This is a genomic window from Pseudomonas sp. FSL L8-0168 (assembly GCF_037976155.1).
Lineage (GTDB): Bacteria > Pseudomonadota > Gammaproteobacteria > Pseudomonadales > Pseudomonadaceae > Aquipseudomonas > Aquipseudomonas paracarnis.
Map to the genome: position 1 here is coordinate 1,661,483 of NZ_CP150262.1, position 19,372 is coordinate 1,680,854.

The 19,372-nt window shown below is 62.0% G+C and carries 18 protein-coding genes; 7 read left to right on the plus strand and 11 right to left on the minus strand.

The window, feature by feature from the left end:
* Positions 1 to 150: 150 nt before the first annotated feature.
* Complete coding sequence (locus tag MHH62_RS07010; protein WP_014717758.1) at positions 151 to 912, minus strand: SDR family oxidoreductase; 762 nt, start codon at positions 910 to 912, stop codon at positions 151 to 153.
* Between the two features lie 228 nt (positions 913 to 1,140).
* Between MHH62_RS07010 and MHH62_RS07015 the strand changes: the two genes are divergently transcribed.
* Positions 1,141 to 2,148, plus strand: a complete 1,008-nt coding sequence (locus tag MHH62_RS07015; RefSeq protein ID WP_014717757.1) for an NADP-dependent oxidoreductase — start codon at positions 1,141 to 1,143, stop codon at positions 2,146 to 2,148.
* Positions 2,149 to 2,271: 123 nt separating this feature from the next.
* Here MHH62_RS07015 and pyrF read toward each other — a convergent pair whose 3' ends face one another.
* Positions 2,272 to 2,970 carry an orotidine-5'-phosphate decarboxylase gene (pyrF, locus tag MHH62_RS07020; RefSeq protein WP_003190068.1) on the minus strand — a complete coding sequence of 233 codons (699 nt, stop codon included), beginning with the start codon at positions 2,968 to 2,970 and terminating at the stop codon, positions 2,272 to 2,274.
* Positions 2,971 to 3,229: 259 nt separating this feature from the next.
* Here pyrF and MHH62_RS07025 point away from each other — a divergent pair, with 259 nt between their 5' ends.
* Both MHH62_RS07025 and MHH62_RS07030 read left to right on the plus strand, forming a co-directional pair.
* On the plus strand, positions 3,230 to 3,994 hold the full coding sequence (locus MHH62_RS07025) for a response regulator (protein ID WP_014717756.1): 765 nt from the start codon (positions 3,230 to 3,232) through the stop codon (positions 3,992 to 3,994).
* Positions 3,994 to 5,025, plus strand: coding sequence for an ATP-binding protein (locus tag MHH62_RS07030; protein WP_032902998.1), 1,032 nt, complete (start codon positions 3,994 to 3,996; stop codon positions 5,023 to 5,025). Before MHH62_RS07025 ends, MHH62_RS07030 begins: the two co-directional genes overlap by 1 nt.
* Before the next feature lie 207 nt (positions 5,026 to 5,232).
* On the opposite strand, the gene MHH62_RS07035 is transcribed toward MHH62_RS07030, so the two are convergent.
* From MHH62_RS07035 to MHH62_RS07075, 9 genes are all read right to left on the minus strand, one after another.
* A complete protein-coding gene (locus MHH62_RS07035) occupies positions 5,233 to 6,297 on the minus strand; it encodes an AI-2E family transporter (RefSeq protein ID WP_003190063.1) in 1,065 nt (354 codons plus the stop codon).
* A gap of 73 nt (positions 6,298 to 6,370) precedes the next feature.
* Positions 6,371 to 7,189 (minus strand): DUF4892 domain-containing protein, encoded by an 819-nt coding sequence (locus MHH62_RS07040; protein WP_019816697.1) that lies wholly within the window; start codon positions 7,187 to 7,189, stop codon positions 6,371 to 6,373.
* Between the two features lie 102 nt (positions 7,190 to 7,291).
* Positions 7,292 to 8,146: an alpha/beta hydrolase gene (locus MHH62_RS07045; RefSeq protein ID WP_032902996.1), complete on the minus strand. Its 855-nt coding sequence runs from the start codon at positions 8,144 to 8,146 to the stop codon at positions 7,292 to 7,294.
* The gene (locus MHH62_RS07050; RefSeq protein ID WP_032902995.1) at positions 8,143 to 8,946 is read right to left on the minus strand and encodes an alpha/beta hydrolase; all 804 of its coding nucleotides are present in this window, start codon (positions 8,944 to 8,946) and stop codon (positions 8,143 to 8,145) included. The genes MHH62_RS07045 and MHH62_RS07050 overlap by 4 nt, the downstream gene beginning before the upstream one ends.
* Before the next feature lie 97 nt (positions 8,947 to 9,043).
* Positions 9,044 to 9,487 (minus strand): hotdog fold thioesterase, encoded by a 444-nt coding sequence (locus tag MHH62_RS07055; protein ID WP_014717751.1) that lies wholly within the window; start codon positions 9,485 to 9,487, stop codon positions 9,044 to 9,046.
* A gap of 30 nt (positions 9,488 to 9,517) precedes the next feature.
* On the minus strand, positions 9,518 to 11,167 hold the full coding sequence (locus tag MHH62_RS07060) for an AMP-binding protein (RefSeq protein ID WP_339232737.1): 1,650 nt from the start codon (positions 11,165 to 11,167) through the stop codon (positions 9,518 to 9,520).
* A gap of 459 nt (positions 11,168 to 11,626) precedes the next feature.
* Positions 11,627 to 12,076 (minus strand): phosphohistidine phosphatase SixA, encoded by a 450-nt coding sequence (gene sixA, locus MHH62_RS07065; protein WP_014717749.1) that lies wholly within the window; start codon positions 12,074 to 12,076, stop codon positions 11,627 to 11,629.
* Positions 12,073 to 12,420, minus strand: coding sequence for a DUF4389 domain-containing protein (locus tag MHH62_RS07070; protein WP_014717748.1), 348 nt, complete (start codon positions 12,418 to 12,420; stop codon positions 12,073 to 12,075). Before MHH62_RS07070 ends, sixA begins: the two co-directional genes overlap by 4 nt.
* A gap of 10 nt (positions 12,421 to 12,430) precedes the next feature.
* Positions 12,431 to 13,456 (minus strand): NAD(P)H-dependent glycerol-3-phosphate dehydrogenase, encoded by a 1,026-nt coding sequence (locus tag MHH62_RS07075; protein WP_014717747.1) that lies wholly within the window; start codon positions 13,454 to 13,456, stop codon positions 12,431 to 12,433.
* A 195-nt stretch (positions 13,457 to 13,651) separates the two neighbouring features.
* On the opposite strand from MHH62_RS07075, the gene MHH62_RS07080 reads away from it, so the two are divergent.
* From MHH62_RS07080 to fabA, 4 genes are all read left to right on the plus strand, one after another.
* Complete coding sequence (locus MHH62_RS07080) at positions 13,652 to 15,772, plus strand: TonB-dependent receptor (protein WP_317147082.1); 2,121 nt, start codon at positions 13,652 to 13,654, stop codon at positions 15,770 to 15,772.
* 1 nt (position 15,773) lies between these two features.
* On the plus strand, positions 15,774 to 16,703 hold the full coding sequence (locus tag MHH62_RS07085; RefSeq protein ID WP_020301703.1) for an ABC transporter substrate binding protein: 930 nt from the start codon (positions 15,774 to 15,776) through the stop codon (positions 16,701 to 16,703).
* Positions 16,700 to 18,601 carry an ATP-binding protein gene (locus tag MHH62_RS07090; RefSeq protein ID WP_014717744.1) on the plus strand — a complete coding sequence of 634 codons (1,902 nt, stop codon included), beginning with the start codon at positions 16,700 to 16,702 and terminating at the stop codon, positions 18,599 to 18,601. The genes MHH62_RS07085 and MHH62_RS07090 overlap by 4 nt, the downstream gene beginning before the upstream one ends.
* 249 nt (positions 18,602 to 18,850) lie before the next feature.
* Positions 18,851 to 19,366 carry a 3-hydroxyacyl-[acyl-carrier-protein] dehydratase FabA gene (gene fabA, locus MHH62_RS07095; protein WP_003190035.1) on the plus strand — a complete coding sequence of 172 codons (516 nt, stop codon included), beginning with the start codon at positions 18,851 to 18,853 and terminating at the stop codon, positions 19,364 to 19,366.
* The last annotated feature ends 6 nt before the right edge of the window (positions 19,367 to 19,372 follow it).

Genomic DNA, 19,372 nt, shown 5'->3' on the forward strand with positions numbered 1-19,372 from the left:
CTCAGTAAAACCGGCCGCCAACTTTTATTAAAGTATTGATTTTATTGGGTTATTTACCTAGTGAAACATATTCGGGCGCAGCCCACTGCCCGCCATGGAAACGCCCCACAGCACCTGGCTCTGTTTTCGAATGCCACGCGACCTGCCGTCCTAGATCGCTGTCGCGCCGCCGTCCACCGCCAGGGCCTGACCGGTGGTAAATGCTGCGCCATCACTGCACAGGTACAACACGGCGCTGGCGATTTCCTCAACCTTGCCAATGCGTCCGACCGGGTGCATGGCGGCGGCAAACTCAGCCTTGCGTGGGTCGGCCTCATAGGCGCGGCGAAACATGTCGGTATCAATCACGGCCGGGCAGACCGCATTCACGCGGATTTTCTTCTTCGCATACTCGATGGCCGCCGACTTCGTCAGCCCGATCACCGCATGCTTGGACGCCGCATAGATGCTCATCTTCGGTGCCGCCCCCAACCCCGCCACCGATGCGGTGTTGACGATGGCCCCACCGCCCTGGGCCAACAGCAACGGCAGCTGATACTTCATGCACAGCCACACGCCTTTGACGTTAACCCCCATGATCGCATCGAACTCATCAAGACTGCCGTCGGCCAGCTTGCCCTTCTCGATCTCGATGCCGGCGTTGTTGAAGGCGTAGTCCAGGCGTCCATAGGTGGCGACGGTCTGAGCCATCAATTGCTGCACGTCCGCGTCGAGCGTGACGTTGCAGCGCACAAATATCCCTTCGCCACCGGCCTGGTGGATCAATGCCACAGTGCCCTCACCTCCCGCCACATCAAGGTCAGCGACCACCACCTTCAAGCCTTCGGCGGCGAATGCCAGCGCGGTGGCGCGGCCAATACCAGCGGCGGCGCCGGTCACCAAGGCGACCTGGCCGGAAAACGTCATGCTCATGGGAACTGTCCTGTGGGGTTAGTAGCGATGGAGCGAGTCTAGCCAACGCCGGGAGCCGCACGTCAGCACTATCAGAAGGCCGGTTGGCGCTGCATGAATCGCAGTGATAAAGCGGACCGGCTGATTATCAATGAGGCCTATTGCCGGGCATTCGCCTGCGCCGCACACCCTTGCCCTTCTGCCACTGAGGGTCTATCACTCATGTTCCATTTCTAAAGAGTCCTTGCCATGACCGCCCAGACCAACCGCCAATTTCTGCTCGCCAAACGCCCGGTCGGTGCCGCCACGCGTGAGACCTTCACTTACCAGGAAGTACCGGTGGGCGAACCCCAGGAAGGCCAGGTGCTGGTGCGCAATGAATACCTGTCCCTCGACCCGGCCATGCGTGGCTGGATGAATGAAGGCAAGTCCTACATCCCACCAGTAGGCATCGGCGAAGTGATGCGCGCCCTGGGCGTAGGCAAGGTGATTGCCTCGAAGCATCCGAACTTCGCGGTGGGGGACTACGTGAACGGTGCACTGGGCGTGCAGGATTACTTCCTTGGCGAGCCCCGTGGTTTCTATAAGGTGGACCCCAAGCTAGCGCCCCTGCCCCGCTACCTGTCCGCCCTGGGCATGACCGGCATGACGGCGTACTTTGCCCTGCTGGACACCGGCGCACCGAAAACCGGTGACACCGTGGTGATCTCTGGTGCTGCCGGTGCCGTGGGTAGCATCGCCGGGCAGATCGCCAAGCTCAAAGGCTGTCGCGTGGTGGGGATCGCCGGTGGCGCCGAAAAGTGCAAGTTCCTGGTGGATGAGCTGGGCTTCGACGCCGCCATCGACTACAAAAACGAAGACGTGCCCGCCGCCCTCAAGCGCGAGTGCCCCAAAGGCGTGGACGTGTATTTCGATAACGTCGGCGGGGATATTCTCGACGCCGTGCTCAGCCGCCTGGCGCTCAAAGCCCGCGTAGTGATTTGCGGCGCAATCAGCCAGTACAACAACAAGGAAGCGGTCAAAGGTCCGGCCAACTACCTGTCATTGCTGGTCAATCGTGCGCGCATGGAAGGCTTTGTGGTGATGGACCACGCGGCGAACTTCGCGGCGGCGGGCCAGGAAATGGCCGGCTGGATGGCCCAGGGCAAGCTCAAGAGCAAGGAAGATATTGTCGAAGGGCTGGAGACATTCCCGGAAACGCTGATGAAGCTGTTCAATGGCGAGAACTTCGGGAAGTTGGTGCTCAAAGTCAGCTGAAACAACACAAAAACAAATGTGGGAGCTGGCTTGCCTGCGATGCAAGCAACTCGGTTTCTAAGTGATACCCAGTTGATACTATCGCAGGCAAGCCAGCTCCCACATTTTTGCTCACTCTAAAAATCAGGCGATCTCGGCGACGACCGCTGCCAACGCCTTGGCAGGATCCGCCGCCTGGCTGATCGGACGGCCAATCACCAGGTAATCCGAGCCCGCATCCAGGGCCTGGCGTGGGGTCAGGATGCGGCGTTGGTCATCCTGGGCGCTGCCGGTGGGACGGATACCCGGTGTCACCAGTTGCAACGACGGGTGAGCGTTCTTCAAGGCCTGGGCTTCCAGGGCCGAACACACCAGGCCGTCGAGGCCGGCTTTCTGCGCCAGGGCTGCCAGGCGCAACACCTGAACCTGCGGCTCGATATCCAGGCCAATACCTGCCAGGTCTTCACGCTCCATGCTGGTGAGCACGGTTACACCGATCAACAACGGTTTTGGGCCGCTGCGCTGTTCCAGCACTTCGCGGCAGGCGCTCATCATGCGCAGGCCACCGGAGCAGTGCACATTGACCATCCACACGCCCATCTCGGCCGCGGCTTTGACGGCCATCGCCGTGGTGTTGGGGATGTCATGGAATTTCAGGTCCAGGAACACTTCGAAGCCTTTGTCACGCAGGGTGCCGACGATTTCCGCCGCGCAACTGGTAAACAGTTCCTTGCCGACCTTGACCCGGCAAAGCTTGGGGTCCAACTGGTCAGCCAGCTTCAGTGCGGCGTCACGGGTGGGGTAATCCAGGGCGACGATGATAGGAGTCTGGCAGACGGACATTGGAATGGGCTCTCAGGCAAGTCGAAATCGGCGCGGATTGTAGCGCAAGCAGCGCCGTTGCGGGATCCGATGATCGGTAAATACTGATCAAGCGCCCAATACCGGCGATTCAGAGCAATTGTTTCAACCCCGATACATTCACGACACGCCCCCAATACGCCGCCCGGCTAGCCTCGCGCACATGACCGTCCGCCCAGCACTTCCAGCCCTGGAACTGGGCGCCTATGCTGACAGCCACACTCAGGCAGATGACCTCGCTATGCATACCCCTTGCGACCCTGTAAACGAAGCGCCAAAAGACGCGGTGATCGCCGAAGACAAGCGCTGGAATACTCGCGCGCTGATTGTCGACGACGACGTGCCGATCCGCGAACTGCTGATCGACTACCTGGCACGCTTCAATATTCTCGCCTCGGGCGTCACCGACGGCACCGCCATGCGCCAGGCCATGCAAGCGGAGACCTTCGATGTGGTGGTGCTCGACCTGATGCTGCCGGGCGAAGACGGGCTGACATTGTGCCGCTGGCTACGCGCCGAGTCGGATATTCCGATTTTGATGCTCACCGCCCGCTGCGAACCTACCGACCGCATTATCGGCCTGGAACTGGGCGCCGATGACTATATGTCCAAGCCGTTCGAGCCGCGGGAGTTGGTCGCGCGTATCCAGACCATCCTGCGCCGGGTGCGTGATGACCGCACCGAACAGCGGGCCAATATCCGTTTCGACACTTGGCGCCTGAACAGCGTGCTGCGCCAGCTGGTGGCCGATGATGGCCTGGTGGTGCCGTTGTCCAACGCCGAGTTTCGTTTGTTGTGGGTGTTTATCGAACGCCCCCGCCGTGTGCTGAGCCGCGAACAGCTGCTGGACGCGGCCCGTGGGCGTTCCATCGAGGCCTTTGATCGCAGCATCGACCTGCTGGTGTCGCGCCTGCGCCAGAAGCTGGGGGATGACCCCAAGGCTCCGCAATTGATCAAGACGGTACGCGGCGAAGGCTACCTGTTCGACGCCCGGGATATCGGTTGATGCGCGCGCCCTTCAACACGCTGTTCGGGCGACTGTTCGGCCTGTTGCTGGTGGCGATTGTGCTGGCCCATGTGCTGGCGTTCTTCTGGTTCCACCACTACGGCCCGCCGCCACCACCCCGCGCGGCCTTCGTCGAACAACCAGATGGCAGCCTCACGCCCTTGCGCAAGGCGCCTCGCCCCTGGTTCGGCGGCCCGGTGGTGCCCCTGACATTTCAATTTATCTCGCTGATCATCGCTGCCTGGTACGGCGCCAAACTGCTGAGCCGGCCAATCCAGCGCCTGAGCGCAGCGGCCGAGCGCCTGAGCGTCGACCTCGACAGCCCGCCCCTGGTGGAAACCGGCCCTCGCGAAGCACGCCAAGCGGCCTCGACCTTCAACCTGATGCAAAAGCGCATCCGCGAACAAGTCAGCCAGCGCGCACGCATGCTCGGCGCGGTCTCCCACGACCTGCGCACCCCGCTCTCGCGCCTCAAGTTGCGCCTGGAACAAATCGAAGACCCCAAGCTGCAAGGCCAGATGCGCCAGGACCTGGACGACATGATCGGCATGCTCGATGCCACCTTGAGCTACCTGCACGAACAGCGCACCAGCGAGACACGGCACTGGCTCGATGTACAGGCGTTGGTGGAATCCCTGAGTGAAAACGCCCAGGACCAAGGCCGCGACGTGCAGTTTGCCGGCACCTGTACACCGTTGCAGGTACAGCCGATGGCCCTGCGTTCATGCCTGAACAATTTGATCGATAACGCCCTGCGCTATGCCGGCACCGCCCGGGTGGAACTGGCCGACAGCCGCGGTGCGTTGGTAATCCGGGTGATCGACCACGGCCCGGGAATCGCCGCCGATAAGCGCGAAGCGGTGTTCGAGCCTTTCTTTCGCCTGGAAGGGTCGCGCAACCGCAATTCCGGAGGGGTCGGTTTGGGGATGACCATTGCCAGGGAGGCCGTCGAGCGACTCGGCGGCCACCTGAGCCTGGAAGATACACCGGGCGGTGGGTTGACGGCGGTGATGTGGTTGCCGAGGGGGTGAAGTATCCAATTACACAACCATGGCACGACGCCGCACCTGTGGGAGCTGGCTTGCCTGCGAAAGCGGTAGTGCAGTCACAGATGCGGCGACTGACACACCGCCTTCGCGGGCAAGCCCGCTCCCACAGGGGATCTTCGCCTAACTGACTGAAATGAGGGCAATCTCCCTTCCACAGCTACAGTGCCGCACCACAGTTAGGTACACCCATCAGTTACACGGTTTGTCTTCACGACGCACTTGCGCCTGGCTCGCGCTCCAGTCTGTCAACAGGCTGTAGGCCACCGCCAGCAACGTCGGGCCAATAAACAGGCCGATAAAGCCGAACGCTATCAACCCGCCAAATACACCCAACAACACAATCACCAACGGCAGGTTGCCGCCACGGCTGATCAGGTACGGCTTGAGCACGTTATCCACGCCGCTGATCACGAACGTGCCCCACACGCCCAGGAATACCGCGTAGGTGTAGTCGCCCTTCCACGCCAGCCACGCCGTGGCCGGGATCCACACCAGCGGCGGCCCCATGGGAATAAGGCTGAGCAGGAAAGTCACGATACCCAGCACCAGCGCGCCCGGTACGCCGGCGATCAGAAAGCCGATCAGCGCCAGCAGCGCCTGGGCCGCAGCGGTGCCGATCACACCATTGACCACTCGCTGTACCGTGCCAGCCACCAGTTCGATGTAATAGCCGGCGCGTTCGCCGATCAGGCGCTCCAACAGGCGGTGCACAAACATCGCCAGGCGCGGCCCGTCACGGTAGAAAAAGAATACGAAGACCAGGCTCAGGGTCAGCTCGAGAATGCCGCCGCCAATTTGCGCACTGCGCGCCAACAACCAATTGCCGACCTGGCCCAGGTACGGCTTGATGCTCACCATCAGCGCCGCGCCTTGTTGATCAATGCTGTCCCAGGTCGCCACCAGGCGCTCGCCTACAAAGGGGATCGACCCCAACCAGGTCGGCGCCTCGGGCAAGCCGTCGACCTGGATGTCCTTGATCAGCGCCACCGCATCACGCACATGGTCCGCCAGGTTGAACCCCAGCCATACCAATGGCACCGCCACCAGCAACATCCAGCCCAACGTCAAGATGCCAGCGGCCAGGGACTCCCGGCCGCCGAGCCAACGGGTGAGCAAACGCATCAGCGGCCAGCTGGCAAATGCCAGCACCGCGCCCCAGAACAGCGCCGACCAGAACGGCGCCATGACCCAGAAGCTGGCACCAAACAGCACCAGCAGCAGGATTTGCACCAGCAGGCGATCGTTATTGAGCATCGGGTATCTCGAGAAGAAGGCTGTAGGAAGAGAGCTTAGGCGAACGGCGCGGGTCCGTTCGCCCGTGTGATGCTTAGCGTATCAGATGCAGATGCAGTCCTTGGGTTTCACCGGCGCCGGTTTCCAGACGGGCGGTGCGCACGCCCTTCTCCACCAGCGCCTGGCGCCAGGCCTCGGTGTGCGGCCCGCTCAGGCTCACGCGCAGGGTGGTGTCGAGGTTCAAGGCACGGGATATCAAGGTCAGCCAGGTGTCATCAGGCTCGGCGCCCAGCGCGGGGAAATCCAGCTCGCCGGTGCTTTTGAGTTCACGCAGCAGGGTGGCCGAGGTGGGCAGCAGGTTGCCCAGAGGCGCGCTGGCGTCGAGTTGCTCCACATGCAGGTAGGCGCGACGGTTTCCGCGGGTAATGCCATACAGCGCGACCAGGGAATTGTCCTGCGGGGCGGCCAGGCGAAGCAGCAGGTACTCCTGTTGGCCGTCGGCGCCCACTAGCTTGGCGTTACCAAACACCTCGTTGGCCCACAGGCTGCTTTCGCCACAATCGCGGGCCTTGCACCAGAACAACAACTGCGCGCCCTTGGCCTGCAAGGCTTCGCGTGTTGCGGTAAAGGCGGCGCTGGAGCTGTGTTCGGCGGGTAGTTCATAGGTGATGGCAGTGGCTGGGCCGCGTGCGATGGCCTGGCCTTCGTAGCGCAACTGGCCGCTGATCTTGCGGATTGCGCCCATGGGGTAGATGCGTTCCTTGTCTTCAGCAGGGCGGTAATCGACGATTTGCGCATCAACCTGACGGGCTACCGCCGGTAAATCCTGGCTGCCGGGCAGATCGGCGGCAAATACCAGGGGGCTGAAACAGCAAAGGCCAAGGGCACGGATACATCCTTTACCCAGGCTCATCGGATCAATGAGCCCTGGCCAATGGTGGTCACAGCAATATTGAGTGTGTTCATGGTTGACTCCCTTTCAATCCGCCCAGCCTCGGCAGTTGACCCCGCCAAGTCAAGGCGTGGAGAAGAACCGATTGAAACAGTCTGCAACAAGAGCTGCACCGGGCTCGTCATTCAGGTGTAAATGATGGCCGCCTGGCAGCGTGGTAACCGTGAAAGGTAGCTGAGAAAGCAATTCGGAATGTTTCGCCAGCATGCCGTCAGCCGCGACCACCAACTGGGTAGGGCACCCTACCCTTCGCACGAAAGCCATGGCCTGTTCATCGGTCAGGCGCATCGGCGACGCCAGGGTCAGGCGGCTATCGCTGCGCCAAGTGTAACCGCCCGGCACCGGCATCAAACCGCGCTGGGCCAGGAGTTGCGCCGCTTCACGGCTGACCGCCACCACGCCTTTCATCCGCGCCTCAACGGCCCGATCAAGGCTGTTGTAGACGGGTTTGCGCTTGTCCTGCAGGCTCAATTGCGCCTGCAACGCCATGCCCAGGCGCTCGGCCGCGTTCTCGCCGCTGGCGGTCGGTGGGATCACGCCGTCGATCAGGCCCAGGTGTGTCACCCGCTCCGGCAAGGCCCCGGCCAACACCAGGGAGACTATGGCGCCAAGGGAGTGGCCAAGTAATGCAAAACGTTTCCAGCCCAGTTGCTCGGCCACCTGCAGCACGTCGTAGACGTAATCCCACAAGGCATAACCGGCGCCAGCCGGGCGGTGCGCCGAATGCCCATGCCCCGCCATGTCCAGGGCGACGATGCGCAACCCGTGCAACTTGGGCGCCAGGCGCGCAAAGCTGTTGGCGTTGTCCAGCCAGCCATGCAAAGCAATCACCGGCAGCCCATCCTCGGCCCCGAACAGATGCGCGGCCAATTCGATGTGCGGCAAGCTCAGGCGAACCTCTTCGACAGGCGTACTCATGCGCAACTGCGCTCGCGGGCCTGCCAGCGGGCGAACAGGTTTTTGATCAAGGCAGCGGTGTCCTGGGGGCGTTCAAGAGGGAACATATGGCCCCCGGGCATGGTGAGCATTTCGCCCATGGGCAAGCGGTCGACACCGCTGGCATGGTGACGCATCACCACCTGGCTCTGGCGGCCACGCACCACGGCCAGCGGCACCTTCAACTGGCGCACCTGGCCCGGGCTGGTGTGGGGCACGCCGCGATAGATGCTGATTTCGGTGGCTGGGTCGAACCGCAGGCGCAGGCGATCGCCCACTTGCTGCAGACCATGTTGCAGGTACGCGTCAAAGCAATCGGGGTCAAAGCCACGGAACAGGGTCTTGCCGGCGAAATAGCTGCGCGCGGTGTCCAGGTCGGTGAATTCTTCGCGCCGGCCAAGCGTGCGCCCAGCCGGGGTGAGGCGGTCGATAAAACCAAAGCGCTTGGCAGCGCGGATCACCCAGCGGTCTGCGCGGGTGAGCACCGGCGAATCCAGCATCACCACGCCCCGGTACAGGTGCGGGCAGCGCATGGCCGCGTGCAAATGCAGCACGCCTCCCAGGGAATGGCCCACGCCCCATACCGGTTCTGGCTGCTGCTCCAGATGGTGGATCAGTTCGTCCACCAGGTTCTGCCAGTTATCATCCACCGGGAACCTGGGGTCGTGACCGTGCTGCGGCAGATGTGCCACCGCATATTCCGGGGCCAGGGCGGCAAACAGCTTGCCGTAAGTGGCCGAAGGGAAGCCATTGGCGTGGGTAAAAAACACGTGCTGCGACATACAGGTTCCATCAAGAAAAACAGAGGGGGATTGTCACCATGCCCGGCCTCTACAGCAATGACTGTAACTGCCAGGAATGATGACACTCACGCCACGCCTATCGCGCCGGCGGTTGTTCACCCAGCGGCACCACGGCCATGGTCAGGCGCGAGACACAACTGGCCTTGCCCTCGTCGCTGCTCAAACGGATGTCCCACACTTGGGTAGTGCGCCCGATATGAATAGCCTTGGCCACCGCCGTCACCCGACCGCTGCGCACACCGCGCAGATGGTTGGCGTTGACCTCCAGGCCCACGCAATAGAACTTGCTTGCATCAATGCACAAGTAGGCGGCCATGGAGCCGACACTTTCGGCCAGCACCACCGAGGCCCCGCCGTGCAGCAGGCCGTAGGGCTGATGGGTGCGGTGGTCGACCACCATACTGGCGGTAAGGGATTCGTCGTCGAAGCTTTCGAAACGAATATCCAGCATTTCACCGATGGTGTTTTTCTGGATCGCGTTGAGGTGTTCGATATTCGGTTGGGTACGCCACAGGCTCATACGGTTGTCCTTGTTGGTTTTATTACGACCCTAATCCTGCCACAGAACGGTTTCGGCGCGCGCGCTCCATGCTTGCAATTGTGGCCCGTACGTCGACTCGATCACGTTGCGTTTGATCTTCAAGGTCGGCGTGAGAAAACCGTTTTCCACCGCCCAGTGGTCTTTCACCACCACCAATTGCCCCATGCGTTCGTGCTTGTCCAGGCCCGCGTTCACCTGTGCCAGCCAGCGTTCAAGACCACTGCCGAGGGCTTGGCGGTCCTCGCCGGGTGCCGACAAGACGCACAGCCCTATCGGCGCGCTGAGCCCCTCGCCGACCACACACACCTGTTCAATACGTGCATGTTCGGCCAGGCGGTTTTCAATCGGCGCCGGGGCCACGTATTTGCCTTTGCTGGTCTTGAAAATTTCCTTGAGGCGTCCGGTCAGGCGCAGGCGACCGTCCGCGTCCTGCTCGCCCTTGTCACCCGTGCGCAGGAAGCCATCTGCGGTGAGCGTATCCGCGGTTTTCTGCGGGTCCTTGAAGTAGCCCAACATGGTCGCGCCACTGTGTACCTGCACTTCGCCTGACGGGTCGATACGCACTTGCACGCCTGGGCAGGGCTGGCCGATCCAACCAAGCGTTTGCCCACCTGGGCGACACACATGGGAATAGCCGCAGTTTTCGGTCATGCCATATACCTCCAGCACATCCAGGCCCAGGCGCTGATACCAACGCAGCAACGCCTCGGGCACCGGCGCCGCGCCGGAAAGAGCGATACGCAGCGCATCCAGCCCCGGACCGGCGAGGACTTTATGGCCGACGCGCTTGCCGATAAAAGGCAGGCTTAACAGCATATCGAGCCTTTTTTCTGGGATTTTGGCGTAGACGCCCAGTTGGAATTTGGTCCAGATGCGCGGCACGCCAAACAAGGCCGTCGGCCGCGCCCTGCGCAAATCGGTCAGGAAGGTCTCCAGGCTCTCAGCAAAAAAAACGGTTTGCCCGGTATAGATCGACGCCATTTCCACAAACATTCGCTCCGCCACATGGCACAGCGGCAGGTACGACAGCAACCGGTCATCCTCTCCCAGGCCAAACAACTCAGTACCGCGCGTGGCAGCACACCCCAAGGCGCCGAAACTGTGCATCACCCCTTTGGGCAGGCCGGTCGTGCCGGAGGTGTAGATGATGGTAGCCAGGCTGTCGGCATCCGGTAGCGGGTTGTCCTGAATCGGCGAGCAGGCTTGCAGGTTCGCCCAGTTGAAATCGAAAGCCCCGTCAGGACACAGCGGCAGGCTGATAGTCGGGACACCCGCAGGGATGCCAGGCGCCATCGCCGACCAATCATCAAGCTTGCCGATCAGCGCCAACCGCGCCTGCGAGTGAGTCAGCACATGGGCGACTGAGTCCGCGGTGAGGTTGGGATAAAGCGGCACCGACACATGCCCGGCCATCCAGATCGCCAGGTCGGCGATGATCCAGTGGGCGCAGTTTTTTGAAATCAAGGCAATGTGCGAACCCTGGGGCAACTCCCGCGCGCGCAGCCAGTGCGCAGCGCAACGGACCTGGTGGCCGACATCGCCCCAGGTGAGGGCCTGCACCTCACCGCCGCCGATGGGCTGAACGAGGAAGACTTTGCGCGGGTGCCGCGCTTCACGCTCGAAGAAGACCTGCAACGGCAAACGAAAAGCGACAGGCATGGGACGCGCTCCTTTGTGATCCGAGATACAGCCGACCAAGCACTTGCTTGGTTGACGGTATAGCACAGGTAAAGGAAATGGCTTGTCGCTAACCACGATGCGAAGCGAGCCGCTCTTGATCTGCTCTTGATCTTGATCTCAGGCGCCCCGTCGAACCACGCTGGCCGGAATTCCGGGTCCTTTTCCAAAAGTGACCCGCCGTTGGGCGGAACTCTAAGTGGCCGTTACCGCAGCAGTGGATATGTACTCGGTATAACAGTGTCGCCTGTCAGGTCGTCATCGCAGGCAAGCCAGCTCCCACATTTGGATTGCGGGGTGTCATGTAGATAGGCGTCGGCTGTCAAGCCGTCATCGCAGGCAAGCCAGCTCCCACAGTTGGATCGCGGGGTGTCAGCGAGATAGGCGTCGGCGGCAGGCCGTCGCGGGAGCAAGCGCCCTCGCCACAGCGTCGCACGATGCCTAGGGATTCTTCACACCCACCAGACTCATCAACCCCGCCAACGGAAAATCACCCTCAAGCTCCGCCAGGCTGGCCGTGTACATCGGCTGTGGCTGACGCTGATGCCCATGCTGCAAAAAACTGATCAGGCTGCCCACCAGCGGTTGGTGGCTGACCAACAGCACGTCGTCATCGCTGTCGAGTTTCTCCAGCACTCGCTGAACATCCCCATCGGGCGTCAGCCACGGCACAGTACGGATTTCGGGCTGAAACCCCAGCACATCGCGCACCAACTGCGCCGTCTGTTGCGCCCTTACATAAGGGCTGGCAATGATGGCGCCCAAGGGCTGGCCAATCAGGTGCGCAGCACTGCGCAAGACTTCGGCACGCCCATGCTCGGTAAGGTTGCGCTCGGCGTCCGTGGGTGCGTGCCCTTCAGCTTCACCGTGACGCAGAATCCATACCTTCATAGCTTCGGCTCTTCATCACGCACCGGGTGCGGTGCCGGCGGTACGCTGTGGGCCGCTTCGCCTTCGGGCGCACGTGGGGTTGGCCAATCGGCGAACGGCCAGGGCTTTTGCTCGGTGTGGAAGCTGCCGAAGCGGCCAATCTGCGCCAGGAACTGGCTGAGGCTGTCGCCAAAGTTCATCAGGCCCAGGTTCGGCGCTCCGTAGACCAGCCGGTAAATCAATTGCACCACCACCAACGCGCCGAGCAGGAATTGCGCCACCTGCCACACCAGCGCAAACACCAGCATCCACAGAATGCGCAAGACAATCGACTCGTATGGGGGGGCAGCTTTGGGATCGTTCATGACGCGCTCCTCAGTTAAAACCACTGGTGGAAATGAAGTCGACATCGGTCTTGGGCTCGGCCCGCATCAGTAACTCGATGACTTGGTTCAAGGTGCGCCCTTCGAACAGGATCGCGTGCAGCCCGGCGACCAGCGGCATGTACACGCCCACTTCCTGGGCCTTGGCCTTCAAAACCTTGAGGGTGTTGACCCCTTCGGCCACTTCACCCAGGCGCGTCACCGCCTCCTCCAGGCTCAGCCCTTGGCCCAGGGCAAATCCAACCTGATAGTTGCGGCTTTTAGGCGATGAGCAGGTGACGATCAAGTCACCCACGCCCGCCAGGCCGAGGAAGGTCATGGGGTTGGCGCCCTGGTTCACCGCAAAACGCGTCATCTCGGCCAGGGCACGGGTGATCAGCATGCTCTTGGTGTTTTCGCCCATGCCCAGGGCCACGGCCATGCCGGCGATGATCGCGTAGACGTTTTTCAAGGCGCCGCCCAATTCGACGCCGAAGCGATCGGCGCTGGCGTAGACCCGGAAAGTACGGCCATGCAGCACCGCCTGGACGCGCTCGCACAAGGCCTCGTCTTCACTGGCGACCACGGTGGCGGTCAACGCGTGCTCGGCGACTTCCCGCGCAAGGTTTGGCCCGGACAGCACGCCAATGCGCGCCTGAGGGGCGATTTCGGTGAGGATTTCACTCATCAACTTGAAGGTGTGGGCTTCGATACCCTTGGTCAGGCTGACCAACAACTTGCCAGCCAGGCGTTCGGCGTGGGGCGCCAATACCGAACGCAAGGCGCTGGAAGGCAGCGCGACGAAGCACAGGTCGCAAGCCGTGAGGGTGTCCAGCAGGTCGGTCACCGGTTCGACGGCAGGATGAATCTTGATACCTTTAAGGTAACGGGGGTTTTCGCGATGCACGCGAATGGCTTCGGCCTGCTCGGGGTCGCGCATCCACTGACGCACCGCGTGGCCGTTCTCGGCCAGCAGGTTAGCCACGGCGGTACCAAAACTTCCGCCTCCCAGGACCGCAATAGGGCGCTGTTCAGTCATATGCAATCCGTTAATCCATACCAGTGGCGATGGCGGCATTATACGGGGCGCCCGGCTTGCGGCCAGCCCCCCTATCAATTCGCGGTTTTGTCAGAAAATGCCACGGGTGTGCGAAGTAAATGCAAGTCCGACGACTGGCAAATAGCCGCGCCTCGGTTAACATGGTCGGCTATCCGCAATTAACAAGGCCGTGCCGTGTATCTAGGCCCTCCTCCTCGCTCATCACTGTTATTGATGCTGGTGTGCGCTACCTGCGCACAGGCCGACGACCTGTTCCTCGACAGCCAGCCGCTGCCCCAGGTCTTGACCGCCACGCGCCTCAAGCAATCGGCCGCCGCCGTGCCCGGCAGCATGACGGTGATCGACAGCGAGCTGATCAAGGCCAGTGGTGCCCGGGACATCTCGGAACTGCTGCGGCTGGTTCCCGGGATGATGGTCGGCTACACCAGCGGCAACCAGGCCTCGGTGAACTACCACGGCACCAGCGCCAGTGATGCCCGGCGCATGCAGGTGTTGATCGACGGGCGCTCGGTCTACCGCGCTGGCCTGGCCACGGTGGACTGGAGCGATATCCCGGTGGCCATGGAGGATATCGAGCGCATCGAGGTCTTTCGCGGCCCCAACACCGTCAGCTACGGCGCCAATGCACTGATGGCGGTGGTGAATATCCTCACCCGCTCGCCGGCCAACAGCCAGGGTTCACGGATAAAGGTGGTCCGTGGCGAACGTGGCATCAATGACTTCTATGCCAGCCAGGGTGTGGGCTGGGAGACCGGCGATTTGCGCTTGTCCCTGTCCGGGCAACAGGACGATGGTTTTGACAGCGACGCAGCCGGCGCCGACCGCCGTGACGGGCGCCGTCTCAACCGTTTCAGCCTGGCGGTGAGCCAGACCTTGAATGGGCAACAAAGCCTCGATTGGCAACTGAACGTCAAGGAAGGCACGAACCAGCGCCCTTATACCTACACCCCGGTGTTTGCCGGGATTACCGAAGGCGGTAGCAATTCCGACGCCACCGCCAAAGACTATGCGGGCTCCCTGCGCTGGAACTTCGACTTCAACCCCGACCACAGCCTGTATATCCAAGGTTCGGCACAGCAATGGGACCGCAAGCAAATCTGGAAAGCCTGTGACGCCAAGGTCTCGTTCAGCCCGGAGCTGACCCAGCTATGGCAGCTCAACCCCAACTATGCCGAACAGCTGGCGCGGCACATGGACACCTACAGCCAAGGCTCCGCACCACCCGGCAGCGCCGCCGAACAGGCCTTGGCCAATCAGGTGCTGGGCCAGTGGCGCAACGGCGCCAACCAGAGCGTGTGCGGCGATATCGACCAGAGCGCCCGTGAAAGCCGCTACGACGTGGAGATTCAGGACACGCTCAGCCTTTCCGACAGCCTGCGCCTGGTCAGCGGCATGAATTACCGCTACGACCGCGCCGACTCCGAGACCTACTTCAATGGCACCCTGGACGACACCACCTGGCGTCTGTTCGGGCATCTGGAATGGCGCGCCAGCGAACACTGGCTGCTGCAAGGTGGCGCCATGTACGAAGACACGCACCTGAGCGGTAACTCGCTGACGCCCCGTGTGGCGGTCAATTACCTGATCAACCCCCGCCACGGCTTGCGCGCGGTTTACTCCGAGGCCATCCGCTCGCCGGACATGTTCGAGAACAACGTCAACTGGAGCTACCGTGTCACCAATCTCAGCTCCCCGACCTACGGGCAAAACGCCGGGCAATATTTTGTCGTGACGCGCGGCCCCGGCAACCTCGACAAAGAGTTGATGCGCTCACGCGAGCTGGGCTACAACGGCTTCTTTGCCGAGCTGGGGCTGAATGTCGACGTGAAGCTGTTCTATGACGAAATCACCGACATGATCAGCTCGCCGCTGCGCAACAACCAGTACATCGCCAGTAACGCCAACAGCTCGCGCTTCACCGGTGCCGAGTCACAGTTCGACTGGCGCGTGAGTAGCGCCGACCGCCTGCGCCTGACCTATGCTTATGTAGACGCCACCTCCAGCAACCCGCTGGACAAAGCGCAAACCGCGCGTAACAGCGGCTCGGCCGGTTGGCTGCGTGAATGGGGCCAGGGGTGGTCCAGCGCCTTGTTCTACTATGGCGACGACGCACTCAACCAATATCGCTTCCAGCGGGTCGACCTGCGGGTGGCCAAGCGCATTGCCGTAGGCAAAACCAACGTGGAGCTGGCGGGCATGTTGCAACAACGCCTGGATAACCAACCCACCACCTGGGCGGACAACAACTACGACCATCGCCACGTTCTCTACTTCAGCGCCGAGCTGGACTTCTGACATGGCCGATCAGTCACGGATGACACGCCTCCTGGTTTCACGATTGTGGCGCCGCGGCCTGCTGCTGGCGTGCCTGCTGCTGGCAGCGCCGGCCTGGAGTGCCAGCATCCTGCTCACGGCCGCCGAGGACGGTGCCGGTGTGCGCGCCTTTACTCAGGCCCTTGCCCAACAGCGCCCCAACGACCAGGTCAGCTTTACCCCCCTCAACGAGTTGCCGGCGCCCAGGGACTTGCCCGCCAGCACCCGTTTGATCCTCCTCGACCTGCCCGGCCTCGACTGGCGCCTGCAGGATGCCCAGGGGCCGCCCGCTCTGGTGTTGCGCATCAGCCGCCTCCAGGCCCGGCAACGCCTGGGCAACACGCACCCGGCGAAAATCAGCCTGCTCTGGAGCGACCCGCCGCTGGAGCGTCAGTTGCGCCTGATCGTCCATATCCTGCCCCAGGCCCAGCGCGTTGGCGTGCTTTACGATGCCGGCAGTGAGTTCCTGCTGCGCGAACTGATGCAGGCCGCCAAGCCCATCGGCCTGGAAATCGTGCCCCAGCTCTGGGACAACACCAGTGACAGCCGCCCGTTGCAAAACCTGTTCAAGAACAGCGACGTGCTACTGGGCCTGGACGATCCGAACCTGTACAACCCCAAAACCGTAAAAAACCTGTTGCTGAGCAGTTACGCCCGACAACTGCCGTTGGTGGGGCCCAATGCCGGCTTTGTGCGGGCCGGCAGCCTGGCCAGCACCTACAGCGATCAGGCCGACTGGCTCGCCGTGCTGGACCATCTGCTGGACCAGCCGCCGGCCAATTGGCCGCACACGCTCTACCCTGAACACTTCAAAGTCGTGGGCAACCCGCAAGTCGCACGCTCACTGGGCATCGAACAGGTCGATGAAGTCGCCGTTGCCGCCCGCTTGGCCGAAGGAGAACAACGTCCATGACCTTGCGTCGTCGTTGGGATATCAACACCCGCACCCAGCTCATTACCCTGGGCCCCGCGCTGCTGTTGACCCTGCTGCTCATCACCTTCTTCACCTTTGTGCGCATCCAGGATTTGCGCCAGGAACTGGACCACACCGGTCAATTGATCGCCAACCAGCTGGCGCCCGCCACTGAGTACGGCGTGATTTCCGGCAACAACGACGTGCTTGAATCCCTGCTGCGTGCAACCCTGGCCACGCCCCATGTACGCTTCCTGGAGATCCAGGACAGCGCCGAGAACATCCTGGTGTACGTGGAGCAGCCGTCCGAGCGACATGATCGCTCGCTGTCGGTGAAGGTGTTCCAGGCACCGATCCGCCTGCAACACATCCAGCTCAACAATGACTTTTTCCAGGACAACCTCAACGAACCCAAGGCCCCCCGCGCGGACTACCTGGGGCGGGTGATCGTGGGCATGTCCAATGATGCGTTCAGCCAGCGCCAGCAGGAGATCCTGTTCAAGGCCGGGATCCTGGCCTTGTTCGCCCTGCTGTTTACCTTCCTGCTGGCGCGGCGCTTGTCGGCGAGCCTGTCAAAGCCGATCAGCGCCATGGGGCATGCGGTCAAGGCCATCCAGCAAGGCGATTACAAAACGCCACTGCCCATCGTCGATGACTCGGAACTGGGCGACCTCTCGCGGCATATCAACAACCTGGCCGAGGGCCTTCACCAGGCCAGTCGCGAACAGCAACAAGCCATGGCCCAGTTGATCCAGACCCGTGAAGAAGCCGAGCGGGCGAACAACGCCAAGTCGGATTTCCTGGCGATGATGAGCCATGAACTGCGCACGCCCATGAATGGCGTGCTGGGCATGCTGCAACTGCTGGAAACCACCGAGATGACCGAGGAGCAGACCGAGTATGCGGCGCTGGCTTCGGAGTCTACCGAGCACTTGCTCAAGGTGATCAATGACATCCTCGACTTCTCACGCATTGAACGCGCCGCACTGGAGCTGGAGCATATTCCGTTCAACCTGGCGGACCTGATCAGCAGCTGCGCCCAAGCGTTCCAGCACAGTGCCCAACAGCGCGGGCTGAGCCTGGAGTTGCCCATCCCCATGGGCCTGGAAGCCCTGCGGGTGCGCGGCGACCCGACGCGGATCCGCCAGATTCTGGTAAACCTGATCGGCAATGCATTGAAATTTACCGAACATGGCAGCGTGACCGTCGAGCCCCACTGGCAAACCCTGGACCATGAGTTGCTGTGGTTCACCTGCACCGTGCGCGACAGCGGCATCGGTATTTCTGCCGAACGCCTGGATTTGATGTTCGATGCCTTCCAGCAGGCCGACAGCTCCATTTCCAGGCGTTACGGTGGCACGGGCCTGGGCCTGCCGATTGCGCGCACCCTGGCCGAACGTATGGGCGGCACCTTGCGCGCCCAGAGCGAAGAAGGTCGAGGCTCAGTGTTCACCTTGGAGATTCCGCTGGCCATTGACCAGCAGCATGTGCCGGTCGCCGCTCCTGATGCGCTTGGCAAAGCCAGCGCGGGCGATGGGCGCCACGTACTGTTGGTGGAGGACAACCCGGTCAACCGCACCGTGGTCGAAGCGATGCTGCGCAGCCTGGGCTTCGAAGTCAGCCTGGCCACGGACGGCGCCGAGGCGATCCGCAGCGCCGAGAGCTTGATTTTCACCGCCATCCTGATGGATTGCCGCCTGCCCCTGATTGATGGCTACGAGGCCACGCGGCAGATTCGCCAACTGCCTGGCTGCGCCGATCTGCCGATCATCGCCCTGACGGCCAACGCCTTGCAGGGCGATCGCGAAGCCTGCCTGGCAGCCGGAATGAACGATTACCTGGCCAAGCCGTTCAAACGCACGGATTTGCAGCAAATCCTGCAGCGCTGGGTGCAATAGCGCCGCGCCATCAGCCAACTGCGACTGGCGTGAAAGACGAAAGTGGGGCAGTCTTAGGCACCCGAACGGGCTGATAAACAGGCCCGGTTTAAAATTTCAGTGAACAAGTGTACATTGAGTGCCTTGCCGCTGTGACTTTCACTACAACGCAATAGTCTATGTGTAGGCTGCCGCTATGAGGCATGAACGCTTCATTCGGTTCGGGAAGATTTGCCCTACCCTGCCGCATGGGATTATTGAGGAGCTCGCATGACCAAACAAAACGCCTTTACTCGGGAAGACCTGCTGCGCTGCAGTCGCGGTGAGCTGTTCGGCCCAGGTAACGCGCAACTGCCCGCCCCGAACATGCTGATGGTGGATCGCATCACCCATATCAGCGAAGAGGGTGGCAAGTACGGCAAAGGTGAATTGGTCGCCGAGCTGGATATCACCCCTGACCTGTGGTTCTTCGCTTGCCACTTCGAAGGCGACCCTGTGATGCCAGGCTGCCTGGGCCTTGATGCCATGTGGCAGCTGGTCGGTTTCTACCTGGGCTGGCAAGGCCTGCCGGGCCGCGGTCGCGCCCTGGGTTCGGGCGAAGTGAAGTTCTTTGGCCAGGTACTGCCGAGCGCCAAGAAAGTCACCTACAACATTCAAATCAAGCGCGTCCTCAAGGGCAAGCTGAACCTGGCCATCGCCGACGGTTCGGTGACTGTCGACGGTCGCGAGATCTATACTGCCGAAGGCCTTCGGGTCGGCGTATTTACTTCCACTGACAACTTTTAAGGGTTA